Source organism: Paraburkholderia sediminicola (genome assembly GCF_046027355.1).
Lineage (GTDB): Bacteria > Pseudomonadota > Gammaproteobacteria > Burkholderiales > Burkholderiaceae > Paraburkholderia > Paraburkholderia sediminicola_B.
The window spans coordinates 170,340-196,519 of record NZ_JAQQEK010000011.1 but is presented as its reverse complement, the minus strand read 5'-3'; the positions used below and the strand labels follow the sequence as shown (position 1 = coordinate 196,519).

General features: G+C 65.1%; 25 protein-coding genes and 1 riboswitch. Of the genes, 15 read left to right on the top strand and 10 right to left on the bottom strand.

Going from position 1 to position 26,180, the window contains the following annotated elements:
• Positions 1–8: 8 nt before the first annotated feature.
• The 3 genes from PQR42_RS20575 to PQR42_RS20565 form a co-directional block, all read right to left on the bottom strand.
• Positions 9–362, bottom strand: a complete 354-nt coding sequence (locus PQR42_RS20575) for a phage holin family protein (RefSeq protein ID WP_132376630.1) — start codon at positions 360–362, stop codon at positions 9–11.
• A 140-nt stretch (positions 363–502) separates the two neighbouring features.
• On the bottom strand, positions 503–1,924 hold the full coding sequence (gene ahcY, locus PQR42_RS20570) for an adenosylhomocysteinase (RefSeq protein WP_408384033.1): 1,422 nt from the start codon (positions 1,922–1,924) through the stop codon (positions 503–505).
• 33 nt (positions 1,925–1,957) lie between these two features.
• Positions 1,958–2,094, bottom strand: a riboswitch (S-adenosyl-L-homocysteine riboswitch).
• Positions 2,095–2,189: 95 nt separating this feature from the next.
• Positions 2,190–2,966, bottom strand: a complete 777-nt coding sequence (locus PQR42_RS20565) for a glycosyltransferase family 2 protein (protein WP_408384031.1) — start codon at positions 2,964–2,966, stop codon at positions 2,190–2,192.
• A gap of 244 nt (positions 2,967–3,210) precedes the next feature.
• Between PQR42_RS20565 and PQR42_RS20560 the strand changes: the two genes are divergently transcribed.
• Positions 3,211–4,173, top strand: a complete 963-nt coding sequence (locus PQR42_RS20560) for a LysR family transcriptional regulator (protein WP_408207246.1) — start codon at positions 3,211–3,213, stop codon at positions 4,171–4,173.
• Positions 4,174–4,232: 59 nt separating this feature from the next.
• On the opposite strand, the gene PQR42_RS20555 is transcribed toward PQR42_RS20560, so the two are convergent.
• Positions 4,233–6,002, bottom strand: coding sequence for an OmpA family protein (locus PQR42_RS20555; protein ID WP_408384029.1), 1,770 nt, complete (start codon positions 6,000–6,002; stop codon positions 4,233–4,235).
• A gap of 172 nt (positions 6,003–6,174) precedes the next feature.
• On the bottom strand, positions 6,175–7,833 hold the full coding sequence (locus PQR42_RS20550; protein ID WP_408493705.1) for a GMC family oxidoreductase: 1,659 nt from the start codon (positions 7,831–7,833) through the stop codon (positions 6,175–6,177).
• A 308-nt stretch (positions 7,834–8,141) separates the two neighbouring features.
• On the opposite strand from PQR42_RS20550, the gene PQR42_RS20545 reads away from it, so the two are divergent.
• A complete protein-coding gene (locus PQR42_RS20545; RefSeq protein WP_408384026.1) occupies positions 8,142–9,827 on the top strand; it encodes an isovaleryl-CoA dehydrogenase in 1,686 nt (561 codons plus the stop codon).
• Positions 9,828–9,933: 106 nt separating this feature from the next.
• Positions 9,934–11,352: a coniferyl aldehyde dehydrogenase gene (locus tag PQR42_RS20540; RefSeq protein WP_408493704.1), complete on the top strand. Its 1,419-nt coding sequence runs from the start codon at positions 9,934–9,936 to the stop codon at positions 11,350–11,352.
• Positions 11,353–11,355: 3 nt separating this feature from the next.
• Here PQR42_RS20540 and PQR42_RS20535 read toward each other — a convergent pair whose 3' ends face one another.
• The 5 genes from PQR42_RS20535 to fliE all read right to left on the bottom strand — a co-directional run bounded on the left by PQR42_RS20535 (position 11,356) and on the right by fliE (position 14,565).
• Positions 11,356–11,715, bottom strand: coding sequence for an EscU/YscU/HrcU family type III secretion system export apparatus switch protein (locus PQR42_RS20535; protein ID WP_408207236.1), 360 nt, complete (start codon positions 11,713–11,715; stop codon positions 11,356–11,358).
• Entirely contained in the window at positions 11,715–13,163 is a 1,449-nt protein-coding gene (gene fliK, locus PQR42_RS20530) for a flagellar hook-length control protein FliK (RefSeq protein WP_408493703.1), read from the bottom strand. Before fliK ends, PQR42_RS20535 begins: the two co-directional genes overlap by 1 nt.
• 91 nt (positions 13,164–13,254) lie before the next feature.
• Entirely contained in the window at positions 13,255–13,581 is a 327-nt protein-coding gene (locus tag PQR42_RS20525) for a flagellar protein FliT (protein ID WP_132376621.1), read from the bottom strand.
• The gene (fliS, locus tag PQR42_RS20520; protein WP_007179925.1) at positions 13,578–14,012 is read right to left on the bottom strand and encodes a flagellar export chaperone FliS; all 435 of its coding nucleotides are present in this window, start codon (positions 14,010–14,012) and stop codon (positions 13,578–13,580) included. Before fliS ends, PQR42_RS20525 begins: the two co-directional genes overlap by 4 nt.
• 217 nt (positions 14,013–14,229) lie before the next feature.
• Complete coding sequence (gene fliE / locus PQR42_RS20515) at positions 14,230–14,565, bottom strand: flagellar hook-basal body complex protein FliE (protein ID WP_408384020.1); 336 nt, start codon at positions 14,563–14,565, stop codon at positions 14,230–14,232.
• A gap of 235 nt (positions 14,566–14,800) precedes the next feature.
• Here fliE and fliF point away from each other — a divergent pair, with 235 nt between their 5' ends.
• The 12 genes from fliF (at position 14,801) to fliQ (ending at position 26,144) form a co-directional block, all read left to right on the top strand.
• Positions 14,801–16,600 (top strand): flagellar basal-body MS-ring/collar protein FliF, encoded by a 1,800-nt coding sequence (gene fliF, locus PQR42_RS20510; protein WP_408384019.1) that lies wholly within the window; start codon positions 14,801–14,803, stop codon positions 16,598–16,600.
• Complete coding sequence (gene fliG, locus PQR42_RS20505; RefSeq protein ID WP_007179928.1) at positions 16,590–17,585, top strand: flagellar motor switch protein FliG; 996 nt, start codon at positions 16,590–16,592, stop codon at positions 17,583–17,585. Before fliF ends, fliG begins: the two co-directional genes overlap by 11 nt.
• On the top strand, positions 17,572–18,255 hold the full coding sequence (fliH, locus tag PQR42_RS20500; protein WP_408207226.1) for a flagellar assembly protein FliH: 684 nt from the start codon (positions 17,572–17,574) through the stop codon (positions 18,253–18,255). The genes fliG and fliH overlap by 14 nt, the downstream gene beginning before the upstream one ends.
• Positions 18,249–19,898 carry a flagellar protein export ATPase FliI gene (fliI, locus tag PQR42_RS20495; protein ID WP_408384017.1) on the top strand — a complete coding sequence of 550 codons (1,650 nt, stop codon included), beginning with the start codon at positions 18,249–18,251 and terminating at the stop codon, positions 19,896–19,898. Before fliH ends, fliI begins: the two co-directional genes overlap by 7 nt.
• A gap of 2 nt (positions 19,899–19,900) precedes the next feature.
• Complete coding sequence (gene fliJ, locus PQR42_RS20490) at positions 19,901–20,350, top strand: flagellar export protein FliJ (protein WP_408384015.1); 450 nt, start codon at positions 19,901–19,903, stop codon at positions 20,348–20,350.
• Between the two features lie 68 nt (positions 20,351–20,418).
• On the top strand, positions 20,419–21,915 hold the full coding sequence (locus PQR42_RS20485) for a flagellar hook-length control protein FliK (RefSeq protein ID WP_408384013.1): 1,497 nt from the start codon (positions 20,419–20,421) through the stop codon (positions 21,913–21,915).
• A 448-nt stretch (positions 21,916–22,363) separates the two neighbouring features.
• Positions 22,364–22,870: a flagellar basal body-associated protein FliL gene (fliL, locus tag PQR42_RS20480; RefSeq protein WP_408207218.1), complete on the top strand. Its 507-nt coding sequence runs from the start codon at positions 22,364–22,366 to the stop codon at positions 22,868–22,870.
• Positions 22,871–22,935: 65 nt separating this feature from the next.
• Positions 22,936–23,934 (top strand): flagellar motor switch protein FliM, encoded by a 999-nt coding sequence (gene fliM / locus PQR42_RS20475; protein ID WP_012434692.1) that lies wholly within the window; start codon positions 22,936–22,938, stop codon positions 23,932–23,934.
• On the top strand, positions 23,927–24,391 hold the full coding sequence (gene fliN, locus PQR42_RS20470) for a flagellar motor switch protein FliN (protein ID WP_408207216.1): 465 nt from the start codon (positions 23,927–23,929) through the stop codon (positions 24,389–24,391). The genes fliM and fliN overlap by 8 nt, the downstream gene beginning before the upstream one ends.
• Positions 24,388–24,999 (top strand): flagellar biosynthetic protein FliO, encoded by a 612-nt coding sequence (fliO, locus tag PQR42_RS20465; protein WP_408384011.1) that lies wholly within the window; start codon positions 24,388–24,390, stop codon positions 24,997–24,999. Before fliN ends, fliO begins: the two co-directional genes overlap by 4 nt.
• A complete protein-coding gene (gene fliP, locus PQR42_RS20460; protein WP_408384009.1) occupies positions 24,999–25,823 on the top strand; it encodes a flagellar type III secretion system pore protein FliP in 825 nt (274 codons plus the stop codon). Before fliO ends, fliP begins: the two co-directional genes overlap by 1 nt.
• Positions 25,824–25,874: 51 nt before the next feature.
• Entirely contained in the window at positions 25,875–26,144 is a 270-nt protein-coding gene (gene fliQ / locus PQR42_RS20455; RefSeq protein WP_011490196.1) for a flagellar biosynthesis protein FliQ, read from the top strand.
• Positions 26,145–26,180: the final 36 nt, after the last annotated feature.

The window sequence follows — 26,180 nt, the reverse complement described above, 5'->3', positions numbered from 1 at the left end:
TCAGTGGGTCAACCGAGACTGCGGTTGCCAAAAATAAGCGCGGACAGCAGCCATGAAACGATGCTGTACAGGATCGAGCCGAAGAACGCCGACCAGAAACCCGACACTTCGAAGCCCTTCAGGAGCGACGCGCACAGCCAGAAGCACAGCGCATTGACCACCAGAATGAAGAGTCCGAGCGTGAGAATCGTGACGGGCAGCGTCAACAGGATCAGCAGCGGCCGCAGGATCGTGTTGATCAACCCGAGCACCACCGCGACGATCAATGCGGTGCCGAAACTGCGGATATGAATCGACGGAACGAGGTAGGTGATGATCAGGAGCGCAAGCGCGTTGATCAGCCAGGTCAGCAGCACGGTCATGTAGAGCTCCTTCGGCAGGATGTCCGATAGCGGGAAAAAGCGCGGAACACGGAGCGGGAGGCGGGCATGGCGAACAAAGCGGCGCATGATGCGCCGCCCTGTCGTCAAACTGTCATGCTGTCAAACCGCCCGCGGCGCGCTTAATAGCGGTAGTGGTTCGGCTTGAACGGACCGTTCTTGTCGACGCCGATGTAGCCGGCCTGATCGTCCGACAGCACGGTCAGGTTCGCGCCGATACGCGCCAGATGCAGGCGTGCGACCTTCTCGTCCAGATGCTTCGGCAGCACGTACACCTTGTTCTCGTACTTCTTGCCTTGCGTGAACAGTTCGATCTGCGCGAGCGTCTGGTTCGTGAACGAGTTCGACATCACGAACGACGGGTGGCCCGTCGCGCAACCCAGATTCACGAGACGGCCTTCTGCCAGCAGGATCACGCGCTTGCCATCCGGGAAAATGATGTGGTCGACTTGCGGCTTGATGTTGTCCCACTCGTACTGACGGGTCGACGCCACGTCGATTTCCGAGTCGAAGTGACCGATGTTGCAGACGATCGCGTTGTGACGCATCGCCTTCATGTGGTCGTGGCCGATCACGTGATAGTTGCCGGTTGCCGTCACGAAGATGTCGGCCTTGTCCGCCGCATATTCCATCGTCACGACGCGGTAGCCTTCCATCGCCGCCTGCAGCGCGCAGATCGGATCGATTTCGGTGACCCACACGGTCGCGCCCAGACCGCGCAGCGATTGCGCGCAGCCCTTGCCCACGTCGCCGTAACCGGCCACCACGGCGATCTTGCCCGCGATCATCACGTCGGTCGCGCGCTTGATACCGTCGACCAACGACTCACGGCAGCCGTACAGGTTGTCGAACTTCGACTTGGTGACCGAGTCGTTGACGTTGATCGCCGGGAACGGCAGGCGGCTTTCTTTTTCCATCTGATACAGACGGTGCACGCCGGTCGTGGTTTCTTCGGTCACGCCCTGGATATGCGCGAGGCGCGTGGAGTACCACGTCGGGTCGGCGTCCAGATGACGCTCGATCGACTTGTACAGCGCGACTTCTTCCTCGTTGGTCGGCTTCGAGATCACCGAGCGGTCTTTTTCCGCCTTCGAGCCAAGGATCAGCAGCAACGTGGCATCGCCGCCGTCGTCGAGGATCATGTTGGCGAATTCGCCGTTCGGCCATTCGAAAATGCGGTGCGAGAATTCCCAGTACTCGTCGAGCGATTCGCCCTTGAATGCGAACACCGGCGTGCCGGCCTTGGCGATCGCGGCCGCAGCGTGGTCTTGCGTCGAGAAGATATTGCACGATGCCCAGCGCACGTCCGCGCCGAGAGCGGTCAGCGTCTCGATCAGCACGCCGGTCTGAATCGTCATGTGCAGCGAACCTGCGATGCGCGCGCCCTTCAGCGGCTGCTGCGCCTTGTACTCTTCGCGCGTTTGCACGAGACCGGGCATTTCCGTCTCGGCAATGTTGAGTTCCTTGCGGCCCCAGTCGGCAAGCGACATGTCGGCAACAACGAAATCCTGGGAATTTTTGGAATCGATAACTGCGGCGTTCATCACGCCCTCCTTTCTAAGAAATTGACTAGAAATTTGACGTGAGCGCGGTTCGATGCGGTGGATGGGAAAGCGCTAGGCGCATCCGAGCCCTCCGATTGAAGTCTCCGAGCCTGGCGGGCGGCCGGCGAATAAGCTGATTCGCGGTACCCGTCGCAACGCTCCTCGGAGACGAACGGCGATTGTAGCAAATCGAGATGGCTTCGGGGCGCGCGTGTTTTCTCGTGTTTCGTGTGTGCGCAAAGCCGACGCGATGGATGCCGCGCGCCTACGACGCGGCGGCGTCGGCCGTCACGTTGGCCGTACGCAATTGCGCGATGCCGGCGCGCGCGGTGTCGAGGAACTGCCTGGAAACGCGGAATGCTTCGGCGACATCGGCGGGATCCGGAATCTGCAGTCCGAGTGCGATACGAAAGTAGCGTTCGGCGTGAATGCCCGCGTGGTAATGCATCCGCACGCGCTTCACGTCGTTCAGCCGCTTGTTGCCGAAAATCTCGCGCAGCGCCCACGAAAACGCACCGTCCTCGCCGCCGATACGGCGGAACGCATCGTCCATCGGAAAGCCGCCGAGTGCAAGGTACACGGCCCGGCGAATGAACAGGCCGCTCGGCACCGTATTGCTGAGCGTCGCAGCGTGCGCGGCGAAGTCGGGATGGGCCGTGAGGTCGTACGGAAAATCCGCGTACTCGACGTCGAGCCGCACGGACACTTCCTTCGGGTTTTGCGCGAGGAACGCGCTCGCGGCGGTAAGGGCGCCGGGCAGGTATTCGTCATCGGCGTCGAGGAAGGCGATCAGGTCGTGCGACGCATGCAGCGCGCCCCAGTTGCGCGCTCGCGCCGCGCCGCCGTTATAGGGCATTCGCAGCAGACCCACACGCGCGTCGAGGCGGCCGATTTGGGCCACGATGTCCGCGGACGCATCCGTCGAGCCGTCGTCCACCACGATGATCTGCGCGGCCTCAGGCTGAGTCTGGCAACTTTGCAGCGCGCGGGCGAGCGTCGTCGCGCCGTTGTAGCAGGGAATGATGATCGAAATAGGCGTCATGATGAACGGGCGCGATGGGCGGGTCGACGGTGGAAATCCGTCGATGTTAATCCGCTTGCGGCCCGGTCCATCTTGAAATGGATGCGGCGTCGTCGGACCGGCAGTCGACCGACGCGGACACTTCGACCGCGCGGCCCACAGTGACACCGACGGTTCGCGCAGTCCCATAGGCTGCACTCAACATAAACACCATGACTTACAATCGTCCAGATCATTCCAATTTGGAATTCTGGAGTCCGAGATCGTGGAACTACGTGCGCTGCGGTATTTCGTCGAAGTGGTGCGTCAACAAAGTTTCACCGTCGCCGCCGAGCAGATGTTCGTCACGCAGCCGACCATCAGCAAGATGGTCAAGTCGCTGGAGGATGAAATCGGCTCACCGCTGTTGCTGCGCGACGGGCGCCAGATGGTGCTGACGGATGCCGGCCGGATCGTCTACCAACGCGGCCAGGACGTGCTGGCCGCGCACGCGCAATTGCAGGCCGAACTGAACGATCTCGGCACGCTCGGCCACGGCGAGCTCACCATCGGCATTCCGCCCATGGGCGGTTCGCTCTTCACGCCGGCCATCGCCATGTTTCGCCAGCGCTATCCGAAGATCGAACTGAAGCTGTTCGAGCAGGGTTCACGCGCCATTGAGACGGCGCTGATCAACGGCGAGCTGGAATTAGGCGGCGTGTTGCAACCGGTCGACCCGGAAAATATCGACGTGCTGCCCATGACGCGTCAACTGCTGTGGCTGGTCGCGCGCACCGGCTCTAGCTGGGACGATCTTCACGAAGTGCCGCTCGCGCAACTCGCCAACGAGCCGTTCGTGTTCTACGGCGAAAGTCTCGCTCTCAATGATGTCGTGCTGAACGCGTGCCGTACCGCCGGCTTTGCGCCGACCATCGTCGGTCGCAGCGGGCACTGGGATTTCATGGCGGCGCTGGTGCTCGCCGGTGTCGGCATCGCGCTGTTGCCGGCGCCGTATTGCCGGCGGCTCGACCCTGCGCAGTTCACCTGCCGGCCGGTGGTGGAACCGGAGATTCCATGGGAAATGGCAATCGGCTGGCGCCGCAATGGTTATCTGTCGCACGCCGCGCGCGCGTGGCTCGAGGTCGCCCGCGAGGCGCTGCCCGGCCAGGCCGGCGACGATTTCATGCTCGGGCCGGGCATCGGCATGACCGGCATCACGACGCCGTTTCCGGCGCCGCCCGCCAAATGACACGATGCCGCCCGACGTGAACCAGGCGGCATGTCTCGCACGCTTGTTCCTGACCGTGCTTACTGTTGTGCGACGAACTCGATGCGGCGATTGGCGAAGCGGCCGCTCGCCGTGTCGTTGCTTGCGACCGGACGCACCTGGCCGTAGCCTTGTGCGATCAGCGAATCAGCCGGCACGCCCGTCTTGACGAGATAGGCGCGCACCGCCTCGGCACGTTGCTTCGACAATTGCAGATTGGCTTGTTCGCCGCCAACGTTGTCCGAATAGCCCGCCACTTCCAGCCGCGCCGTCTTGCCATTGCCTGCGCAGGCGTTCAGCACGCGCGCCGACTGGTTCAGATCTTCCACCGCCGAGGTCGGCACATGCGCGCTTGCGCTCGCGAAGTTGATCACTTGCAGGTTCAGCACCTTGACCACGTCGGCTACCGCGCATGAACTGTCCGGCGCGAGCAGGCCTTTGATCGCGCTACGGAAGTTCTCGGTGGCATCGGCGACTGCATGCGCGACGTCGAACGAACCGATCTGATACGACGTGCCGAACAGCGATTTCAGTTTGTCGAGCCAGCCAAGCTTCTTGTCCGCTGCGGTGCCGCTGAGTTCGATGTGCGCGCCGTCAACTTTCACTTCCGCGCCCGGCAGCGACATCAGCGGCAGCAGGCCGTCGAGATGGGCCAGCCAGTCGGCCGGCTTGGTGGCCAGATCGACGGTGATGTTCGGGACGAAGTTGTATTGACCGAGGCGCCTCGTCAGTTCGTCGATCAATTGCGTTTTTTCGGCTTCGCTGCCGACCGTGGCCGTGAGCGTCGGCTTACCGGCCGCGTCGACGGTAAAGCTGAGCTGGCTGTCCTTGGTTGGTGCGGGTGCGGCGGCCGGTTGCTGCGCGGCGCTTGCGCCACTCGGGGCACTGGCGGACGCCGCAGCGCTCGCCGCGGACGCTGCCGCATCGCTGGCCGCTGCCACTGCCACTGCTGCAGAAGCCTGGACCGGCGCCGAAGCAGGCGGCGCGGCGACCGCCGCTTCGGAACTGACGTGCCCGGCAGCGCGGTTAGCGCTCTGCTCGCCCAGGCAGCCCTTCAGAAACAGCAAGGCCAGTACCGCGGCGATGGCGACGGCCGCGAGCAGCCACCAGAGCCAGCCGTGCGAGCGGCGCTCTTCGCGCACCACAGCGTCGGCGGGCACATGGATGTTCGACAACGCGTCGGCCACCGGTTTGGCCGCGGGCGTCGGATGATCGATATGCGCCGAAACGGCCTTCAACTGCGCCAGAATGTTGCCGGAAAACGCGCCGAGCCCGCTCAGGCCGAGCGTGGCCATCAGGCGATCGTTCAAGAAAGGCGTAATGAGCGGCAGTTGATGGCCCAGCAGCGTCGGCAACTGACCGGCGTTGCCCTGGCCTTCGAGACAATGCCGCTTCAGCACGCCGAGCAGGGTCGCACCGACGATGCCGGTCATGGCATGCGTGGCATGCGCCGGCACACCGGTCTGCGCGGCGACTTCGTCGCTCAGCGCATCGACGCGGCGGTCCAGTGCTCGTTCGAGCAACTGCCGCCCGGCCGTTTCCAGTTGGCTCACGCCGTTCGTGCTGCCGATCAGGTGCGGCAGTTGTTCAGCGATATGGCCATTCACCTCCGGCGAGAGGATCGTAGCGAATAGCGAACGCGCGCCGTCAAGCGTCGCGCCCTTTTGCATCAGGCCGGCGACGAGCGCCGGAGCCGTGGTGGCCAGGACCTTTTGAGTCGCGTCCGGCGGCAGGCCGAAGCGCCCGGCCAGCTGTCGCACCACACTGTCCGTGATGGCGGACTGAATCAATTGAATTGCATTGATGCTCATCGCTTCGCTTCCTAGAGTTCCCGAACGCGCCACCTGACGCGCTCCTTTTTGCGGCGCGATTATAGGTTTCGGGAAATCTCATAAACGAAGCGACACAATTTATGACGAATTGGCAGACGTTCGCTCAATTTTTCTCATATTTAACAGCAAAATCTCAAATATCGCCGAGAACTCAGGCGGTGTTCGTCGCCACGCCAGCTCTGCTGATTGACGCCATCTTCAATTCCGCTTGCGACTCGCGGCGCGCCGCCGCGATCAGTTCGGCCGCGCGCTCGCCGATCATCACCGTCGGCGAATTGGTGTTGCCGCCGATCAGCGTCGGCATCACCGACGCATCGACGATCCGCAGCCCCGTGACGCCTCGCACGCGCAATTGCGGATCGACCACCGAGCGCGTGTCGCCGCCCATCCGGCAAGTCGCCACCGGGTGATAGATCGTGTCGGCATGCTCGGCGATCGTGCGGCGCAACTCCGCGTCCGACTGGCCGGCATGCGTGTACAACTCGCTGCCGCCATGTAGCGCGAGCGAGGGTGCATCGAGAATGCGCCGCGCCATCCGCGTGCCGTCCACCAACAGATCGAGATCGCGCGAGTCGCTGAAAAAGCGCGGGTCGATCACCGGCGCGGTGCGCGCATCGGCGTTCGCCAGCGTCACCGTACCGCGGCTATGCGGCCGCAATACGCACACATGCAGCGAATAACCGTGGCCCCAATGCATGTGACGGTTGTGATCGTCGACGATGGCCGCACAGAAATGCAGTTGCACATCCGGCCGGTCGAGCGTCGGATTGCTCTTCAGAAAACCGCCCGCCTCGGCGACATTGCTCGACAGCATGCCGCGTCCGTGGCGCATGAAAGTGACGAACTGCGGCAGCATCCGCGCGATGCCTCGAATCGAAAACCCGGTCGGTTCGATCGACGAAACCCGTTTGTTGATCGTGAAATCGATGTGGTCGATCAGGTTCTGGCCGACCTCCGGCGCGTCGTGCAGCACCGAAATACCGACCGACTGCAGATGCGCCGCCGGTCCGATGCCCGAGCACATCAGCAGTTGCGGCGAATTGAACGCGCCCACGGCGAGCACCACCTCCGCGCGTGCTTCAAGCGTTTCGGCGCGGCCGCCGCGCACGATCTCCACGCCGCTCGCGCACTTGCCGTTGAAGGCGACACGCAGCACCGTCGCGTCGGCGATCGTGTGCAGGTTGGGACGCTCGCGATCGTAGATATAGGCGCGCGCCACGCTGCAACGGCGGCCGTCGCGCTGCGTCACCTGATAGAAGCCGATTCCTTCCTGGTCCGCGCCGTTGAAGTCGCTGTTCGGCTTGTAGCCGGCTTCCATTGCCGCCTGCACGAAGCGCCGCGAAAACGGATTCTGGTAGCGCAGATCGGAGACGGTGAGCGGGCCGCTGTCGCCATGCCATGCATCGGCGCCGCGCTGGTTGCCTTCGGCGCGGCGGAAATACGGCAGCACTTCCGCCCACGACCAGCCTTCGCACCCCAGTTGCGCCCATTCGTCGTAATCGAGCGGATGGCCGCGCGTATAAATCATCGCGTTGATCGCGCTCGATCCGCCGAAGCCACGCCCGCGCGGCTGATACCCTTGCCGTCCACCGAGCCCCGGCTGCGGCGTGGTCAGATAACCGTAATTGGTTTTGAGCTTGTGCGGCACCACGGCGGCCACGCCAACCGGCATGTTGACGAACAGATTGCGGTTGGTGTGCGGGCCGGCTTCGATCAGGGCGATCGTCGCGTCCGGGCAGCTATCCGCGAGACGGCTCGCCAGCGCACAGCCGCCCGAACCCGCACCGACGATGATGTAGTCGTATTGCATCCGCTCCTCCTGATGGGCCGCGTTGCTCGCACACCCTTGTCTCGTGCACACTTGTCTACGTGTGTTTTACCGGCATTGTAGGGAGCGTTCGGATAGCGCGGCGGGTTCGCGTCAGAGCGATTCCTCTAAACGGAAGTGGCGCCGCGACCCTATGATGAAAGACGCGCTAGCGCCCGCCGGGCGGCCGCGCAAAGCATTCAAACACGGCGCCGTACGCGCCGTCCTCTCAGCGCGCGGCACGACAAGCATCGATGAAACAGCGCAGCGCCGACCGACACCGGCGAGCATGCGTTGAACGGAGACAGCAGATGGAACGGCACAGCTTCGGCCAGACTCACGAGGTGAGCAATCAGGTTCCGCCGCTGGCGGACTACAACCTGTTTTCCAGCGACGCCGCCTTATCCGCCGCCCTCGAACGCGACGGCGCCGGGTGGCATCGCGGCGCGTTGCTGCGGCACGGCGCGGCGCTCACCACGCCGGACACCCTGGCGCTCGCCGAACTGGCCAACCGCCATTCGCCTGAATTATTCACGCATAGTCCGCGCGGCGAGCGCATCGACGCGCTCGAGTTTCACCCTTCGTGGCATACGCTGCTCGCGCTGCTGCGCGGCGAAGGTCTGCACGCGTTACCGTTTTCCGACCCACAACGCGGCGCGATGGTCGCGCGCTGCGCCGGTTACTTCCTGCACGCGCAAATCGAATCCGGTTCGCTCTGCCCGCTGACGATGACCTTCGCGAGCATCCCCGTGCTGCAACGCGAACCCGCGCTATTCGCGACGTTGCGCGACAAGCTCTACGCGCGCGAGCACGATCCGCGCGACGTGCCGCTCAAGCAGAAAACCTCCGCGATGATCGGCATGGGCATGACCGAAAAGCAAGGTGGCTCGGACGTGCGCAGCAATCAGACCCGCGCCTACTCCACCGCCGGCAGCGGCCGCGGCGCCGCCTACCGCCTCGTCGGCCACAAGTGGTTTTTCTCCGCGCCGCAGTGCGACGCGCATCTCGTGCTTGGCCGCACCGACGAACACGAAGGCCTGTCGTGCTTCTTCGTGCCGCGCTTCGCACCGGACGGCCGCAAAAACAACGTGCAGATCCAGCGCCTGAAAGACAAGCTCGGCAATCGCTCGAATGCGAGCAGCGAAGTCGAATTTCTCGACGCGTTCGGCATCATGATCGGCGACGAAGGACGCGGCGTGCCGACCATCATCGAAATGGCGAATTACACGCGGCTCGATTGCGTGATCGGCAGCGCGGCCTTGATGCGCGCGGCGCTCGTGCAGGCCATCCACCATGCGCGCCATCGCAGCGCGTTCGGCCGGCATCTCGCCGATCAGCCGCTGATGCGCAACGTGCTCGCCGATCTGGCCTTGGAATCCGAAGCGGCGACGGTGCTGTTCATGCGTCTCGCGCACGCTTTCGAAGAGTCCACCGACGCCGCCTCCACCTCGCTTGCCGAGCGTGCCTGGCGCCGCATTGTCACGCCCGCGGCGAAGTACTGGGTCTGCAAGCGCGCGCTGGAATTCACCGGCGAGGCGATGGAGGTTTGGGGCGGCAACGGCTACGTCGAAACTGGCCCGATGGCGCGCTTCTATCGTGAGGCGCCGGTGAATTCGATCTGGGAAGGCTCCGGCAACGTGATGTGCCTCGACGTGCTGCGCGCGATGGAGCGCGAACCGGAAGCCGCGCAGGCGTTGTTCGCCGCGTGGCAGGCGGACGCCCACGCGCATCCGGCATTGAGCGCAGCGCTCGGCAAACTCGCCGCCACGCTCAACGGACCGGCTGAACATCGCGAAGCCTCGGCGCGGCGGATCGCGCAGCAGGTCGTACTGATCGCGCAGGCGACCTTGCTGCTCAAGCACGCGCCCACCGAAGTCGCTGAGGCATTCATTGCCACGCGTCTTGCCGACGGCTGCGGCGAGAGCGGCCGTGTGTACGGCACGCTGCCGGCCACGTTCGATCACGCGGCGATCATCGAACGGGCTTTTCCTGTGTGACGTTCAGCACGGACGCGTGCAGGCACGCCGCGAAGCAGAAGCTGCGGAAGCACATCCAATAAAAGCGCGACTCGACGCGCGACGCTATCCATCAGGGAGTGGACACATGAAGAACGATCTGCCGGAGGTCGCCGCGCTCGAAGCGCTGCTGCGCGATCAGCGCCATGCTTATCTGCGCGCGCCGTATCCGTCATGGGACACGCGCGCCGCGCATCTGAAAGCGCTGCGCAAAGTCATGCTCGACAATCGCGACGCGCTCGCCGACGCGATGAACGCCGACTTCGGCAATCGCGCGAAACAGGAAGTGCTGCTCGCCGAATTCCTGCTGGTGAAGGAGGAAATCGACGGCGCGCTTAGACACGGCAAGCGCTGGATGAAACCGCAGCGCCGCAGCACCAACAAATGGCTGCTGCCGGCGCGCGCGAAAGTCGTGCCGCAGCCGCTCGGCGTGGCCGGCATCATCGTGCCGTGGAATTATCCGGTGCTGCTCGCGGTCGGGCCGCTCGTCAGCGCGTTGACCGCCGGCAATCGCGCGATCATCAAAATGTCCGAACTGACGCCGCGCACTTCGGCGCTGTTCGAGCAGTTGATCGGACAAACCTTCGCGCGCGATCACGTCGCGGTGGTGAACGGCGACGCCGCGCTTGCCGCCGCGTTCAGCGCACAGCCCTTTGACCATCTGCTGTTCACCGGCTCGACCAAGGTCGGCCACGAAGTGATGCGCGCCGCCGCCGAGCATCTGACGCCGGTCACGCTCGAACTGGGCGGCAAGTCGCCGGCCATCATCGGCGCGCACGCGCGCTTCGACAACGCGGTGGACAACCTCGTCGCTGGCAAGACGCTCAACGCGGGGCAGACCTGCGTCGCGCCGGACTACGTGCTGGTGCCGCGCGGCAAGGAGCAGGCGTTCGTCGAGCGGGCGCGGGCGCGAATGGCGAAGATGTACCCGAACTTCGGCAACAATCCCGACTACACGTCGATCATTTCCGAGCGCCACTTCGCGCGCCTCGAACGTCTCGCCGACGAAGCCCAGACCGCCGGCGCGCAACTGCACGCGCTCACCGACAGCGCGCCCGATGCGGCGAGCCGCCGCTTCCCGCTGATCGCCGTCACCAACGCGCCGGACGAATGCGCGCTGATGCAGGAGGAAATCTTCGGGCCGCTGCTGCCGGTCGTGCCCTACGACACGCTCGACGACGCGATCGCGTGGATCAACGCCCGGCCGCGTCCGCTCGCGCTGTATCTCTACGCCGACGACGCCACCACCATTGACCGCGTGACGCACGAAACCATTGCCGGCGGCATGGCGATCAATGAAACGCTGATGCATCTGGCGTGTGAGAGCCTGCCGTTCGGCGGAGTCGGGGCAAGCGGAATGGGCGCGTATCACGGCTACGAAGGCTTCGTGACTTTCTCGAAGATGAAGCCGGTGCTGACGCAGGCGCGTCTGAATGCCCGCGGGTGGATTTCGCCGCCGTACGGCAAACGGGTGAACGCGCTGCTGAAACTGATGATGCGGTTCTGACGCTCAGCGCGCCGCCGGGCCGCCTTCGATTTCGGTGGCCACCACATCGATGACGTCCTGCGCGTCGGCATTCGCGGCTTGCGGCGGCTCATTCTCCGCGCCGCTTTCCAGCCGATGCAGCCACGCGAGCATTTCCGCCACCGCCTGATAAAGCTGGGGCGGAATCCGCGCGTCGAGATCCACCTGCATCAGCAGGGAAACCATTTCAGGTGCCTCGTGCACATATAGGCCGGCTTCCTTGGCCCGTTGCACGATCATCTCGGCCAGCATGCCGTAGCCTTTGGCGATCACGCGCGGCGCGGGATCACTGCCTTGGGCGTCGTAGACGAGCGCGGCCGCGCTGCGGCGATGTTTGCGGCTCATCACATGTCCCAATCGAAATCGTCGAGCGGCGTGGGTTCCGTGCGACTGGTGCGTGCCGTGCGACGCACGCCCGTGGTTCGGTTCACTGACGAACCGGCCGCACCGCCCGCCTCCGCCGAACTGCCCGCCGACGCCGACCGCGCATACGCCGACGCCGCCGCCTGAGCGGCCGCGGCGCCCGCGGCATTCGCGGCGGTGGCGGGCGCCCCGCCTCCGATCTCGCGAATCGTCAGCCCGTTCAATTGGATGCCCGCCGCCGCGAGCCGCTGACGAAAGCTCTCGCCCTGCATGGCGAGACGCGCGGCGCCGCCAGGACTCGCCTGCACGCGCGCGACGAGCCGCGTGCCGGTCAGCGTCAATTCCGCGTCGACGGTGCCTAGCGTCGGCAGCGACAGCGTCAGGCGGGTGCGCCACGGCTGGTCGTCCTCGCTCGCCGCGCCGCCGCCGCTGCGGTCCCATTCGTCGCCGTCCTGTTCGATGGTCCAGTCGAGTTTGGCGCCCGGCCACGCTTCGCCAGTCCAGCGAAACTGGCCGGTCGCGAGCAGATCGAGCTGCTGACGCACCAACGGCACGGTCGCGGGATGAACCGCCGCCGCCATCGACTGCGAATTCTGCGAGGCGCCGCCGTCGACGGTTTGCGCCGCAGCGCTATGCAGACTCGCACGCGTGGGCTGGCCGTTGAGGTCGGACAGGGAACTGGCCAGCACCTCGCCGGCCACGAAACGCGCGGCTTGCGCGTTAGGGATCGAGGGCGCTCCGCGAGCGGCGGCGCCGGCGTCCGGCGCGCCGCCGTTCGCTGAACCATTCGGCGCCGCACCCATGCCTTGGCGGGCGGACGGATTGGCGGGAGACGCCTCGCCGCCATCGTTCGCCCAGTCGAGCGGCAGTTGCGCGGCAGCGGCGACGAGTTTGTTTTGCGCCTCGCTGGCGAGCGAAGCGGGCGAACGCTGACCCGCCAGCCATTGCGCGAGATGCGCTTCGTAGAAAAGACCACTGTCGCCGACGGTCTTTTCGAGCGCGGCCGCGAGCGCCGCGACCGGCACCTGGGCCGCCGCGACATTGGCGGTGGCCGCGGTTGCGGCGGCATTCGGATTGGCCGTTGAAGCGTTGGAAGCCGTCGCAGCCGCGGACGTGTCGAACAGCGGAAACGCACCAACTTCGACATCGAGCGCGGGCGCGGCCGGCCAGATCGGCGTCTGGCCGATCACGGCGGGCGTCGCCTCGCCGCCCGAGCGCACGATCGCATTGAGCGTCAGCGCGACAGCGGACAGCGCGGTCTGGGCGGAAGGCTGCGGCGCGGGCGTCTCAATGAGCGCCGGCATGGTCGGCGCGGTTTCGACACCCGCCGTGCCGGCCTGCGAAGCGGCCGCACTGCCTGGCGCGATGTTGAGCAGACTGTCGATCCGGCTCGCGAGCACCGAAGCGACGGCCGTGTCGATTCCGTTCATGCCGATTCCTTGGTCACATTGGCGGCGTCGCGCTCAAATAAAGTCAGTCAGCCGGATGGATAGAGGCGCCCCTCGGCGCACGCGGCAAAACTCAGCGCGCTCCGTACAGCTCCTTGAGCACGCGCGTCGGCCGTCCGGCGAACAGCGCGGACAGATTGGCCATGCGCGGATTCGCCAGATCGCGGATCGCAGCGTCGTCGGCGAGGATCTGGCGGATCAGCGCGTATTTGCGCAGACGCTCCGACTCGTCGAGCTTCACCCCTGTTTCGGCATCCTTCAACCCGTCCACCAGATGGCGGTATTCGTCTTGCAAGTGGACCAGATCGTTCCACAGTGCGCGCCGGGCAGCCATCAGCATGCGGCAGGAAATCGCTGCAATCGCCTCATAACGGGCGAAGTATTCTGCGTTCGATGTCATCTCATGCTTTCCGCGGCGGGCTGGGCTGCCATCCGCGCGATCTCCGGGGCAATCCCGATCCATGCCTCTTCGAGTGTGGCCAGAAGACCATCCACCTCGACCAGCATCGCCTCGCTTTGTTTTATGTTGGCTTCGAGCAGCCGGCGCGACATATAGCTATATAGCGCGTTCAACCGCTCCGCAATCTCACCGCCCGCCTCGAGGTTGAGCGACTGCTGCAGCCCGCTTTCGACGATCTGAATCGCCTTGCCGATCGCCTCTCCGCGCGCCGGCACATTGCCCTGCTGCAGATGCATGCGCGCCTGCGCGATCGCCTGCCGGGCGCCCTGATACAACATCACGATCAGACGATGCGGACTCGCGCCCATCACCCCTGTCTCGACGCCGACGCGTGCGTACGCATTGGCTCCAGAGTGTCCTGGGGAAAACATCGGCGCTCCTCCTCTCTTGCACTGCGGTTGGTCGTGGCACCCCATCCGGGCACGTTGCCGCACCCCGATTTCTGCCTGTACCTGGTTATCGGATAGGCAGCGGGAAAGCTTTAGGCCGGTGTAAGGAGTATTAAGGGGCCGGATGGCGCAGCCCTTGAGGGCCGCACGGCGTGCACGCGTTCGGGCGGGCGGAACAGCCTTGCCGCCCGAGCCGCGTTCACACCGACATCTGCATGATGTCGTTGTAGGCGGACACCAGCTTGTTGCGCACCTGCAGGCCGAACTGGAAGCCCACGTTGGCCTTTTGCATGTCGACCATCACGTCGTTCAGCGACACGTTCGACGAGCCGAGTTCGAACGCCTGCGATTCGCCGACCGCCTTGGTCTGATCGCCGCTGATCTTGTCCAGCGAAGCTTTCAGCGCCGAGGCAAAACCGGTGGGCGTTGCCGCGCCGGACGTATCGGCGACGGCGTTGCTGCCGCCGGCCGCTTGCGCCGCCATCGACTGCATCTGTTGCAGCGCCGACGAAAGCGCGTTCACGGGGAAAGTCATGTTTTCTCCAGGGAAGGACGACCGGCATGCCAAACCGTACCGATCTGGACGAAAGCATAGCAGCGGGCCATACGGGAAAGCCCCGAAACTAGGGGGGAAACCCGGCTCTATTCAAGCAATCGGGTTGAGCCGCGCTGCGGATAATTTCAAGGGTGAAAGTCTCTGTCCGTGCGCCCGCCGACCCTCGGTGCGGTAGCGGGCAGAACGCAAAAGGCATCCCGGAGAAACCCGACGCATGGATTCGTCAGCCAACTCTTTGATCAACCCCGACGCCCGCATGGGCCTCGCCGGCGCGCAGCCAGGCGCCGGTGCGGCCGGTGCCGGCCAGGCCGGCGGCGCAGCAGACCTCGGCGGCCTGGGGAGCAACCTCGGTGGCAACTTCGGCCAGCGCCTGTCAGGCCTCGCGCAAATGCGCGGCAACCCGCGCGCCCCGCTGATTTTCGCGGTGGCGCTGCTGGTCGCCGTGGTGGCGGGGCTGTTCCTGTGGTCGCGGGCGCCGGACTACAAGGTGCTCTACAGCAACCTGTCGGACCGCGACGGCGGCGCCATCATCACGGCGCTTCAGGCGGCCAACATCCCCTATAAGTTCTCCGACGCCGGCGGCGCGATCCTCGTGCCAGCCGAACAGGTGCATGAAATGCGTCTGCGCCTCGCGTCGCAGGGCTTGCCCAAGAGCGGCTCGGTCGGCTTCGAACTGATGGACAACCAGAAGTTCGGCATCAGCCAGTTCGCCGAGCAGATCAACTATCAGCGCGCACTGGAAGGCGAACTGGAGCGCACGGTCGAATCGATTTCGTCGGTGAAGTCGGCGCGCGTGCATCTGGCGATTCCGAAGCCTTCCGTGTTCGTGCGCGACAAGGAAGCGCCGTCCGCCTCCGTGCTGGTCAACCTCTACCCGGGCCGCGCGCTCGACGAAGGCCAGGTGCTGGCGATCACCCATATGGTGTCGTCGGCGGTGCCGGATATGCCGGTGAAGGGCGTGACCATCCTCGACCAGGACGGCAACCTGCTGACGCAGCCGTCCACCGGCAGCGGACTCGACGCCTCGCAACTGAAGTACCGCCAGCAGATCGAGCGCAGCACCCAGCAGCGCATCGACGCGATCCTGGCTCCCCTGTTCGGCTCGGGCAACGCGCATTCGCAGGTCAGCGCCGACATCGACTTCTCGCACAGCGAGCAGACCTCGGAAAACTACGGTCCGAACGGTAGCCCGCAACAGGCGGCGATCCGCAGCCAGCAATCGAGCAGCGCCACCGAAATGTCGCAAGGCGGCGCCTCGGGCGTGCCGGGCGCGCTGTCGAACCAGCCGCCGCAGCCGGCTTCGGCGCCGATCAACGCGCCGAACGGTGCGAGCGGCGTGACGACCACGCCGGTCAGCGACCGCAAGGACTCGACCACCAACTACGAACTCGACAAGACGGTGCGCCATCTCGAGCAGCCGATGGGCGGCATCAAGCGTCTGTCGGTGGCGGTGGTGGTGAACTACCTGCGCGTGGTCGACGGCAAGGGTCACGCCACGATGCAGCCGGTCACCGCCGACAAGCTCGCGCAGGTCAACCAGCTGGTGAAGGACGCGATGGGCTTCGACCAGGCGCGCGGCGACTCGGTCAACGTGGTCAACAGCCCGTTCACCACCGAAGTCGATCCGAACGCCGACCTGCCGTGGTGGCGCACGCCGGACATGATCGCGCTCGCCAAGCAGATCGCCACTTACCTCGGCATCGGCGCGGTCGCCCTGTTCCTGTACTTCGTGATGGTGAAGCCGGCGCTGCGCCGCGCTTTCCCGCCGCCGGAGCCGGCCGCCGCCGCGGCGCTGCCGTCGCCGGACGAGCCGATCCTGCTGGACGGCATCCCCGCCGCCGAGCGCGCGGGTGCGAGCACGGTCGCCGAGCTGGAAACCGACAGCGAACTGCTCGCCCTCGAAAGCTCCAAGCACAAATATGAGCGGAACCTGGAATTCGCGCGCAACATCGCGCGCCAGGATCCGAAGATCGTTGCAACCGTCGTGAAAAATTGGGTGTCCGATGAGCGCTGAAGGCGTAATGAAGAGCGCGCTCCTGCTGATGTCGATCGGCGAGGAAGAAGCCGCGCAGGTGTTCAAGTTCCTCGGGCCGCGTGAAGTCCAGAAGATCGGCGTCGCGATGGCCGCACTGAAGAGCGTGACCCGCGAGCAGGTCGACGAAGTCCTGCAGGAGTTCGTGCGCGAGGCCGAACAGCACACCGGCATGTCGCTGGATTCGAACGAATACATCCGTTCGGTGCTGACCAAGGCGCTCGGCGACGACAAGGCCGGCGCGATCATCGACCGGATTCTGCAGGGCAGCGATACCAGCGGTATCGAAGGCCTGAAGTGGATGGATTCCGCGGCGGTCGCCGAACTCATCAAGAACGAGCATCCGCAGATCATCGCGACCATCCTCGTTCACCTGGACCGCGATCAGGCGTCGGAAATCGTCGCCTGCTTCACGGAACGGCTGCGCAACGACGTGCTGCTGCGGATCGCGACGCTCGACGGCATCCAGCCGGCCGCGCTGCGCGAACTCGACGACGTGCTGACCGGCCTCCTGTCCGGCAGCGACAACCTCAAGCGCAGCCCGATGGGCGGCATCCGCACGGCGGCCGAAATCCTCAACTTCATGTCGAGCAATCATGAAGAAGGCGTTATCGAGAATGTTCGCCAGTACGACGCGGAACTTGCGCAGAAGATCATTGATCAGATGTTTGTGTTCGAGAACCTGCTCGATCTGGAAGACCGCGCGATCCAGCTGTTGCTGAAGGAAGTCGAGTCCGAGGCGTTGATCATCTCGCTGAAGGGCGCGCCGCCCGCGCTGCGCCAGAAGTTCCTGTCGAACATGTCGCAGCGTGCTGCCGAACTGCTCGCCGAAGACCTCGACGCGCGCGGTCCGGTGCGCGTCTCCGAAGTCGAGACGCAGCAGCGCCGCATCCTGCAGATCGTGCGCAACCTGGCCGAAGGTGGCCAGATCGTTCTAGGCGGCAAGGCCGAAGATGCATATGTCTGATCAGAACTCCGCAGCGAAGGAACGCCTCTCGGCCTACCAGCGCTGGGAGATGGCCTCGTTCGATCCGGTGCCCCCGGCACCGCCCGAACCCGAAGTCGACGACGGCGCGTTCGAGGCCGAACTCGAACGTCTGCGCGACGCCGCTCATGCGCAGGGCATTGCGTCCGGCCACGTGGCGGGGCAGGCGCTCGGCTACCAGGCCGGCTACGACCAAGGTCACGCGCAGGGTTTCGAGCAAGGCCAGAGCGAAGCGCGCGAAGAAGCCGCGCGGCTCGCCGCGCTGGCCGAAACCTTCAAGGCCGCGCTCGACGGCGCTCAAGGCGCGATCTCCGAGACGCTGGTCGCGCTCGCGCTCGACATCGCGCAACAAGTGGTGCGCCAGCACGTGCAGCACGACCCGACCGCACTGATCGCCGCCGCGCGTGAGGTGCTGGCCACCGAGCCCACGCTGGTCGGCGCGCCGGCCTTGATCGTGAGTCCCGCCGATCTGCCGGTGGTCGAAGCCTATCTGATGGAAGAGTTGCAAACGCGCGGCTGGACCGTGCGCACCGATCCGGCGGTGGAACGCGGCGGCTGCCGCGCGCAAGCCGGCACCGGCGAAGTGGACGCCGGCATCGACACGCGCTGGGAGCGCGTGGCTGCCGCACTCGGCAAGGTGAGCACATGGTGAAGCCGACGCTCGAAGAGATCCGCGCCAGCGATCTGACGCCGCTCGAACGCGAACTGGCGCTGGCGTCGTTCGGCGCCGAGGCGCTCGCGGAAGAACCGGCTGCGGTGACACCCGCCGCGGCTGCCGTCGCGGCGATCGAAGCCGCCTTGCGCGATCCGGCGCATGCCCATCCGGCGACGGGCGCCGCCGCGAGCCGCGTGGCCGTCGCCGCGAGCCCCGCTTCCGCCGCTGTCGCCCACGCGCCGTACGATCCCGCGCTCGACAGCAATCCGCACATGCAAGCCTGGCGCGGCCGCCTCGACGCACTGCGCGCACGCAATGCGATCGCCAAGCCGATGCGCGCCTGTGGACGTCTCACGCGCGCGGCCGGCCTGGTGCTCGAAGCCGTGGGCCTGCGTCTCTCGGTGGGCGCCGAAGTGATGATCGAACTGCCGCAAGGCAGTTCGCTGCCGATGGCCGAAGCCGAAGTAGTCGGCTTCTCCGGCGACAAACTGTTTCTGATGCCGACCACCGAAGTGATCGGCTTGCTGCCCGGCGCGCGCGTGTTTCCGCTCGAAAGCGCGCCGATCGCCGATCCGATGGCGGGCGCGAAGCGTCTGCCGGTCGGCTGGGAATTGCTTGGCCGCGTGCTGGACGCCTCCGGCCGTCCGCTCGACGGACTCGGTCCGCTCGGCGCGCATGCCGACGCGCCGCTGTCCGCGCCGGTCATCAATCCGCTGAACCGCGAACCGATTCACAAGGTGCTCGACGTCGGCGTGCGCGCGATCAACGCGCTCTTGACCGTCGGCCGTGGTCAGCGCATGGGCTTGTTCGCCGGTTCGGGCGTCGGTAAATCGGTGCTGCTCGGCACGATGGCGCGCTACACCAGCGCCGAGGTGATCGTGATCGGCCTGATCGGCGAACGCGGCCGCGAAGTGAAGGAATTCATCGAGCAGATTCTCGGCGAGGAAGGGTTGGCGCGCTCCGTGGTGATCGCCGCGCCGGCCGACGTCTCGCCGCTGCTGCGCATGCAGGCCGCATCGTATTCGACCTCGCTCGCTGAATATTTCCGCGACCAGGGCAAGCACGTGCTGCTGCTGATGGACTCGCTGACCCGTTACGCGATGGCGCAGCGCGAGATCGCGCTGGCCGTGGGCGAGCCGCCCGCCACCAAGGGCTATCCGCCTTCGGTGTTCGCCAAGCTGCCGGCGCTCGTCGAGCGGACCGGCAACGGCCCGGCGGGCGGTGGCTCGATCACCGCGTTCTATACCGTGCTGACCGAAGGTGACGACCAGCAGGATCCGATCGCCGACTCCGCGCGGGCGATTCTGGACGGCCACATCGTGCTGTCGCGCTCGCTGGCTGAAGCCGGCCACTATCCGGCCATCGACATCGAAGCGTCGATTAGCCGGGCAATGACCGCGCTGATCGACGATAACCATCTGGACAAGACGCGTATGTTCAAGCAGATGCTGTCGCGCTATCAGCGCAACCGCGATCTGATCAACGTCGGCGCGTATTCGAGCGGGCGCGACGCGCTGCTCGACCGCGCCATTGCGCTGTATCCGCGGATGGAAGCATTTTTGCAGCAAGGTTTTCGCGAGTGCGCGAACTTTGAACCGAGTCTCGAGATGCTGGACGCGCTGTTTGCCCAAGGAGGCTGACGATGACGAAACACTTTCCGATCAAGACCCTCATCGGCCTCGCCCAGGACGATGTGGACGCCGCCGCACAACGTTTGGGCCGAGCGCAGCGCGAGCGCAACGACGTGCAGTCGCAACTCGACGCCCTCGTGCAGTACCGCGACGAATACCACGCGCGCTTCACCGCAACGGCCCAGACGGGCATGCCCGCAGGGAACATGCGCAATTTCCAGGCATTCATCGACACGCTCGACGCCGCCATTGAACAGCAACGCAACCTGTTGGTGACGGCCAACGCGCGCGTCGAGGCCGCCAAGCCTGACTGGCAGCGTCAGAAGCAGAAGCTCGGCTCGTACGAAGTGCTGCAGGCGCGCGGCGAAGCAGCCGAAGCCAAGACCACGGCGCGGCGGGACCAGCGCGACGCCGACGAACACGCCGCCCGGATTCTGAGGATGCGCGCCGAAGGCGCGTGACGTAGGTAAGGCGCATGAGCGCCGCCTCGACTGACTGAACACCGTTTGACCGATTGACAGGATTCCCTATGTCGCTTCTTTCACAGATCGGCTCGCTGCTCGGCTCCGCCGGCAGCACGTCAACCAGCGCGGCCATGGCCGCTGCGGCGAACGCCAAACCGTTCTCGCAAACCCTGCAGCAGAGCATCGACCAGCAGAACAGCGCGGCTGCGCAGAGCGCGAGCCAGCAGCAGGCTTCGGCTGCGGCGTCTTCGTCTGGGTCCTCGGCGTCTTCGTCGAGCGTGCACGACGCGCCGCCGCCGGCTGATCCCGCGACGAAGAGCGCTGATGACGCGAGCAGCAGCAAGGACACCAGCAAGCCGACGAGCTCGGCTTCGTCCTCGGCCTCGTCGGGTAATACGCAACAGGCTTCGACCGACAAGACGAACTCCACGCCGGCGAAAACCGGCAACACGGCGAACCAGACCGACGCGGGCACTGCTGCGGCGGCTGCTGCCGCTCAGGCCCAGGCACAAGCACAGGCCGACGCCAACAGCGCCAATACGCCGACAACCACAGACCCGGCCACGGCTTTGACCGATGCCGCGACCGCGTTACCCGGCACGACCACGGACGCCACGACCGGCGGTACGGCGGGCAAGAAGACTGCCGCCACTGATCCGAAGTCATTGCAAGACGCGCTGCAGGCAGCGTTGGCCGCGTTGGCGAACGGCCAGGGCGTGCCCGCGCAAGCGCTGGCGAGCGGCGCGGCTGCGAACGCCGCAACCTCGGCAAACGGCTTGGCTGGCACGAACGGAGGGCTGAACGGAACCTCGGACGGCAAGACCTTGGCGTCCGGCCTGTTCGGCGACGGCAAAGGATCGACCGCATCGAAAGCCGCGATCACGACGGCGGCGACGACCGTGGCCGACCCATCCGCGGCCGCGAAAGCGGCGTCCGACGCATTGACGGCAACGGCAGCCGGGGGCACGCAAGCCGACGATCTCGCTTCCTTCAAGAGCGCGACGGATGCAGCAACAGCGGCGCTAGCCGCATCGCAAGCCGCGGCGAGCGCAGCGAGCACAACGGCGGCTGTCCAGACCACTGGCAACGCCGGCGCGGCGGAAGCAGCGAACGCGCTGTCACCGCAGGTCGGCACGACTGACTGGGAAGACGCGTTGAGCCAGAAGGTGGTGTTTTTATCGAACGCACATTCACAGAGTGCCGAGTTGACGTTGAACCCGAAGGATCTTGGGCCGCTACAGGTTGTCTTGCAGGTTGCCGATAACCATGCACATGCGTTGTTCGTATCGCAGCACCAGTCCGTGCGCGAAGCCGTCGAAGCCGCGCTGCCGAAGCTACGCGAGGCGATGGAATCGAACGGCATCGGATTGGGAAGCGCGAGCGTGAGCGACGGCTTTGCGCGCCAGAGCAGCCAACAGCAGAGCGCCGACTCCGGCCGTTCTGGCGGCCGCTCGAGTGGCGGGAGCGGATCGTATGGCGGCGGCAGCGGCACGGACTCGATCGACACGGTGGCGAACGTCCCGGTGCGCCGCACGGTCGGCTTGGTCGACACATTCGCGTGACGTTGATGCCTAAGGCGTGGTGCGCCAAAGGCACAAACCGTCGGACAGTAATCGGCGCCCCCAGAAGGGCGCCGATTTGCGTCTAACGGTTGAGGAATTACCGCGACGGCGCGCGGAGCGCCGCCGGAGGAATGAGCGCCTTGTCACTCACGCGGAATGCGCGAGAACACCGATTCCAGATGCTCCACTACCGCGACTGCGCGAGGGACCCACTTAAGAATTAGCGGTGTAAAGCGGCTTTCTTTGCCTACTTTCTTTGCCGTGGCAAAGAAAGTAGGTGCCGCCCCGCACAGGGGCAACGCCAATAGACCACTGCGAATTCAAGGAAAGGCCAAAAAAGCAAAAACAAGAGATAACCCTCAATCCCCCTTCTTTTCGACCCATCGCACCGCGAGCAAATCAACAACAATCACCCTCACCAGCACTAAAGGCAAGCAAAGCAAACCTCATGGCAACCACGACCGCAACCCAGCAAGCCGCGCCCGCATCACCGGGCCCGATGAAGCGCATCATCCTGATCGTCCTGATTGCGATCATTGCCGCGGGCGCAGCCGGCGCGGGCGTGTGGTTCTTCATGTCGAAGCGCGCCCCCGCCGCCGCATCGGCTGAAACCGCCAGCGCGCCAGCGCCCCTCGCCGCCCCACTGTTCTTCCCGCTCGAATCAATGACCGTGAATCTGCAATCAGACGACGGCCAACAGCATTTCCTGCGCATCGGCCTGACGTTAAAACTCACCGACGCAAAAACCCAGCAAGAGCTAACCGACCACATGCCCGAAGTGCGCAGCCGCATCCTGCTCGCACTCTCGAACAAGCACCCTGACGAACTCGCGCCGCTCGAAGGCAAGCGCGCGCTCGCCACGGAACTGCGCACGCTGATCGAGCAGCCGACCGACAAGGGCGCCGCGCCGATCCATGTCCAGGACGTGCTGTTCACCGAATTCGTCGTGCAGTGACGCCGGTCGTGACGTTAATCAGCGCTGCCATCATCAACCGCCACGGGACGCACGAGGAATAAGGAATGGGCCACGAAGAGTTCATGTCCCAGGAGGAGGTCGATGCCCTCCTCAAGGGCGTAACCGGCGAAACCGACTCGGAAGCCGAGCAAAGCGACCGTGTGGGCGTACGGCCCTACAACATCGCGACGCAGGAACGCATCGTCCGCGGCCGGATGCCCGGCCTCGAAATCATCAACGACCGGTTCGCGCGTCTGTTGCGCGTCGGTATTTTCAACTTCATGCGGCGCTCGGCGGAAATCTCCGTCGGTCCGGTGAAGGTGCAGAAGTACAGCGAATTCACCCGCAACCTGCCGATCCCGACCAATCTGAACCTGGTCCACGTCAAGCCGTTGCGCGGCACGTCGCTGTTCGTGTTCGATCCGAACCTGGTGTTCTTCGTGGTCGACAACCTGTTCGGCGGCGACGGGCGTTTCCATACCCGCGTCGAAGGCCGCGATTTCACGCAGACCGAGCAGCGCATCATCAACAAGTTGCTGAACCTGGTGTTCGACAACTACACGGCTTCGTGGAAAAGCGTGCGTCCGCTGCAGTTCGAATACGTGCGCTCGGAAATGCACACGCAATTCGCCAACGTGGCGACGCCGAACGAAATCGTCATCGTCACGCAGTTCTCGATCGAGTTCGGCACGACGGGCGGCACGCTGCACATCTGCATGCCGTACTCGATGATCGAACCGATCCGCGACATCCTCTCGTCGCCGATCCAGGGCGAGGCGCTCGAAGTCGACCGCCGCTGGGTCCGCGTGCTGTCGCAGCAGGTGCAGGCAGCGGAAGTGGAACTGACCGCCGACTTGGCTCAAGTGCCGGTCACGTTCGAACAGATCCTGAACATGCGCAAGGGCGATGTTCTGCCGATCAACATCCCCGAACACATCACGGCGAAAGTCGATGGCGTGCCGGTGATGGAATGCGGCTACGGAATTTTCAATGGTCAGTATGCGTTGCGGGTCCAGAAGATGATCAGCGCAGCCGAAACGATGAAGGAAGGTGGATATGAGTGACCTGAACGCAAAGACTGAGGCCGAACTGGCCGCTGGCGAGCCGCAATTCGCCGCCGACGCAGCCGCCGCCGAAGACGAAGCGGCCATGGCGGACTGGGCCAGCGCGCTGGCCGAGCAGAACGACAATACGGAAGTCAGCGCGACGACGGCGGGCGTGTTCCAGCCGCTGTCGAAAGTCGAACCGACTTCGACGCGCAACGACATCGACATGATCCTGGACATCCCTGTTCAGATGACCGTCGAACTCGGCCGCACCAAGATCGCGATCCGCAATCTGCTGCAACTTGCGCAAGGTTCGGTGGTGGAGCTGGACGGCATGGCGGGCGAACCGATGGACGTGCTGGTCAACGGCTGCCTGATCGCGCAGGGCGAGGTGGTGGTGGTGAACGACAAGTTCGGTATCCGTCTGACCGACATCATCACGCCGTCCGAACGTATCCGGAAGTTGAATCGATGAAACGCGTTGCCGGTCGCGCCGTGACGCGCACTGTTCTCACTCGCGCTGCACGGGCGGCAAACGTCGTGGCGGCGCTATGCGCCACGGCGTCGATCTTCGCGCTGCTCGCACCGTCGGCCGCTCATGCGGCGGATATGAACGCGGTCAACAACGCCGCGAAAATCGCCTCGGGCGTCGGCGCGGGCACGGCGGTTCCGGCGCTCGGCGTCGGCGCGGTATTGCAGACCGTTGTCGGCCTGCTGGTCGTGATCGGTCTGGTGTTCGGTTGCGCATGGCTCGCTCGCCGCTTCGGCTTGCAGCCGGCCAACCGCGGCGGCCTCGTGAAGACGGTCGGCGGCGCCTCGCTCGGCGGCAAGGAGCGGGTCGCGGTGGTCGAGATCGGCGATACGTGGCTCGTGCTCGGCACGGCACCCGGCAATGTCCGCCTTCTTCACACGATGCCGGCAGGTTCGGCCGCCATCGATCCGCTCGGCGCCACGCAACCCGGTTCGGCAAGCGCGCCAGCGACGGGCACGGCACTGCCGGGCACCTTCGGCCAACGCTTTCGCGACGCTTTGAAAGGCGAAGTGGGCAAACGTTTCAACGGGCAAGGCGGCGGGGTTCGGTAATGCAGTTCAGTCTTCCTTCGGCGCGTCACGCGCAATCCGCTCGCATGTCCAGCACCACCTCGAAAGTGATTTCCGCCGCGCGCCGCGTGGCACCCGTCGCGTTGCCGGCGCTGATGCTCGCACTGCCGACACTGTCGTTCGCGCAGGCCGCCGGCTTGCCGGCCTTCAACACGAGCCCCGGCCCGAACGGCGGCACGACCTACTCGCTGAGCGTGCAGACAATGCTGCTGCTCACGATGCTGTCGTTCCTGCCGGCGATGGTGTTGATGATGACCAGCTTCACGCGCATCATCATCGTGCTCTCGCTGCTGCGCCAGGCGCTCGGCACGACCACGACGCCGCCTAACCAGGTGCTCGTCGGCCTCGCGCTGTTCCTCACGTTGTTCGTGATGTCGCCGGTGCTCGACAAGGCCTACACCGACGGCTACAAGCCGTTCTCCGACGGCACGATTCCGATGGAAACCGCCGTCAACCGCGGCCTCGCCCCGTTCAAGACGTTCATGCTGCGCCAGACCCGCGAAAGCGATCTCGCCCTCTTCGCCCGCATCTCGCACGCCGCGCCGATGCAAGGTCCGGAAGACGTGCCGCTGTCGCTGCTGGTGCCCTCGTTCGTGACGAGCGAACTGAAAACCGGCTTCCAGATCGGCTTCACGATTTTCATTCCATTCCTCATCATCGATATGGTGGTGGCGAGCGTGCTGATGTCGATGGGTATGATGATGGTGTCGCCCGCGACCATTTCGCTGCCGTTCAAGCTGATGCTGTTCGTGCTGGTGGACGGCTGGCAGTTGCTGCTCGGCTCGCTCGCGCAGAGCTTCGTTTAACCGCGCTTTTTAACCGCGCCCCGCGCCCTTCACGCTTCCGGTCCCATCGCCATGAATCAAGAATCCGTCATGACGCTCGCGCACCAGGCCATGTATGTCGGCCTGCTGCTCGCCGCGCCGTTGCTGCTGGTCGCGCTGGTGGTCGGTCTGGTGGTGAGCCTGTTCCAGGCCGCCACGCAGATCAACGAAAGCACGCTGTCGTTCATCCCCAAGCTGCTCGCGATTGCCGTCACGATGGTGATCGCCGGCCCGTGGATGCTCACGACCATGCTCGACTATCTGCGCCAGACGCTCACCAACATTCCGACGCTCGTCAACTGAGCGGCGCGGGTTTTCACCTTCCTCTCACCTTCCCTT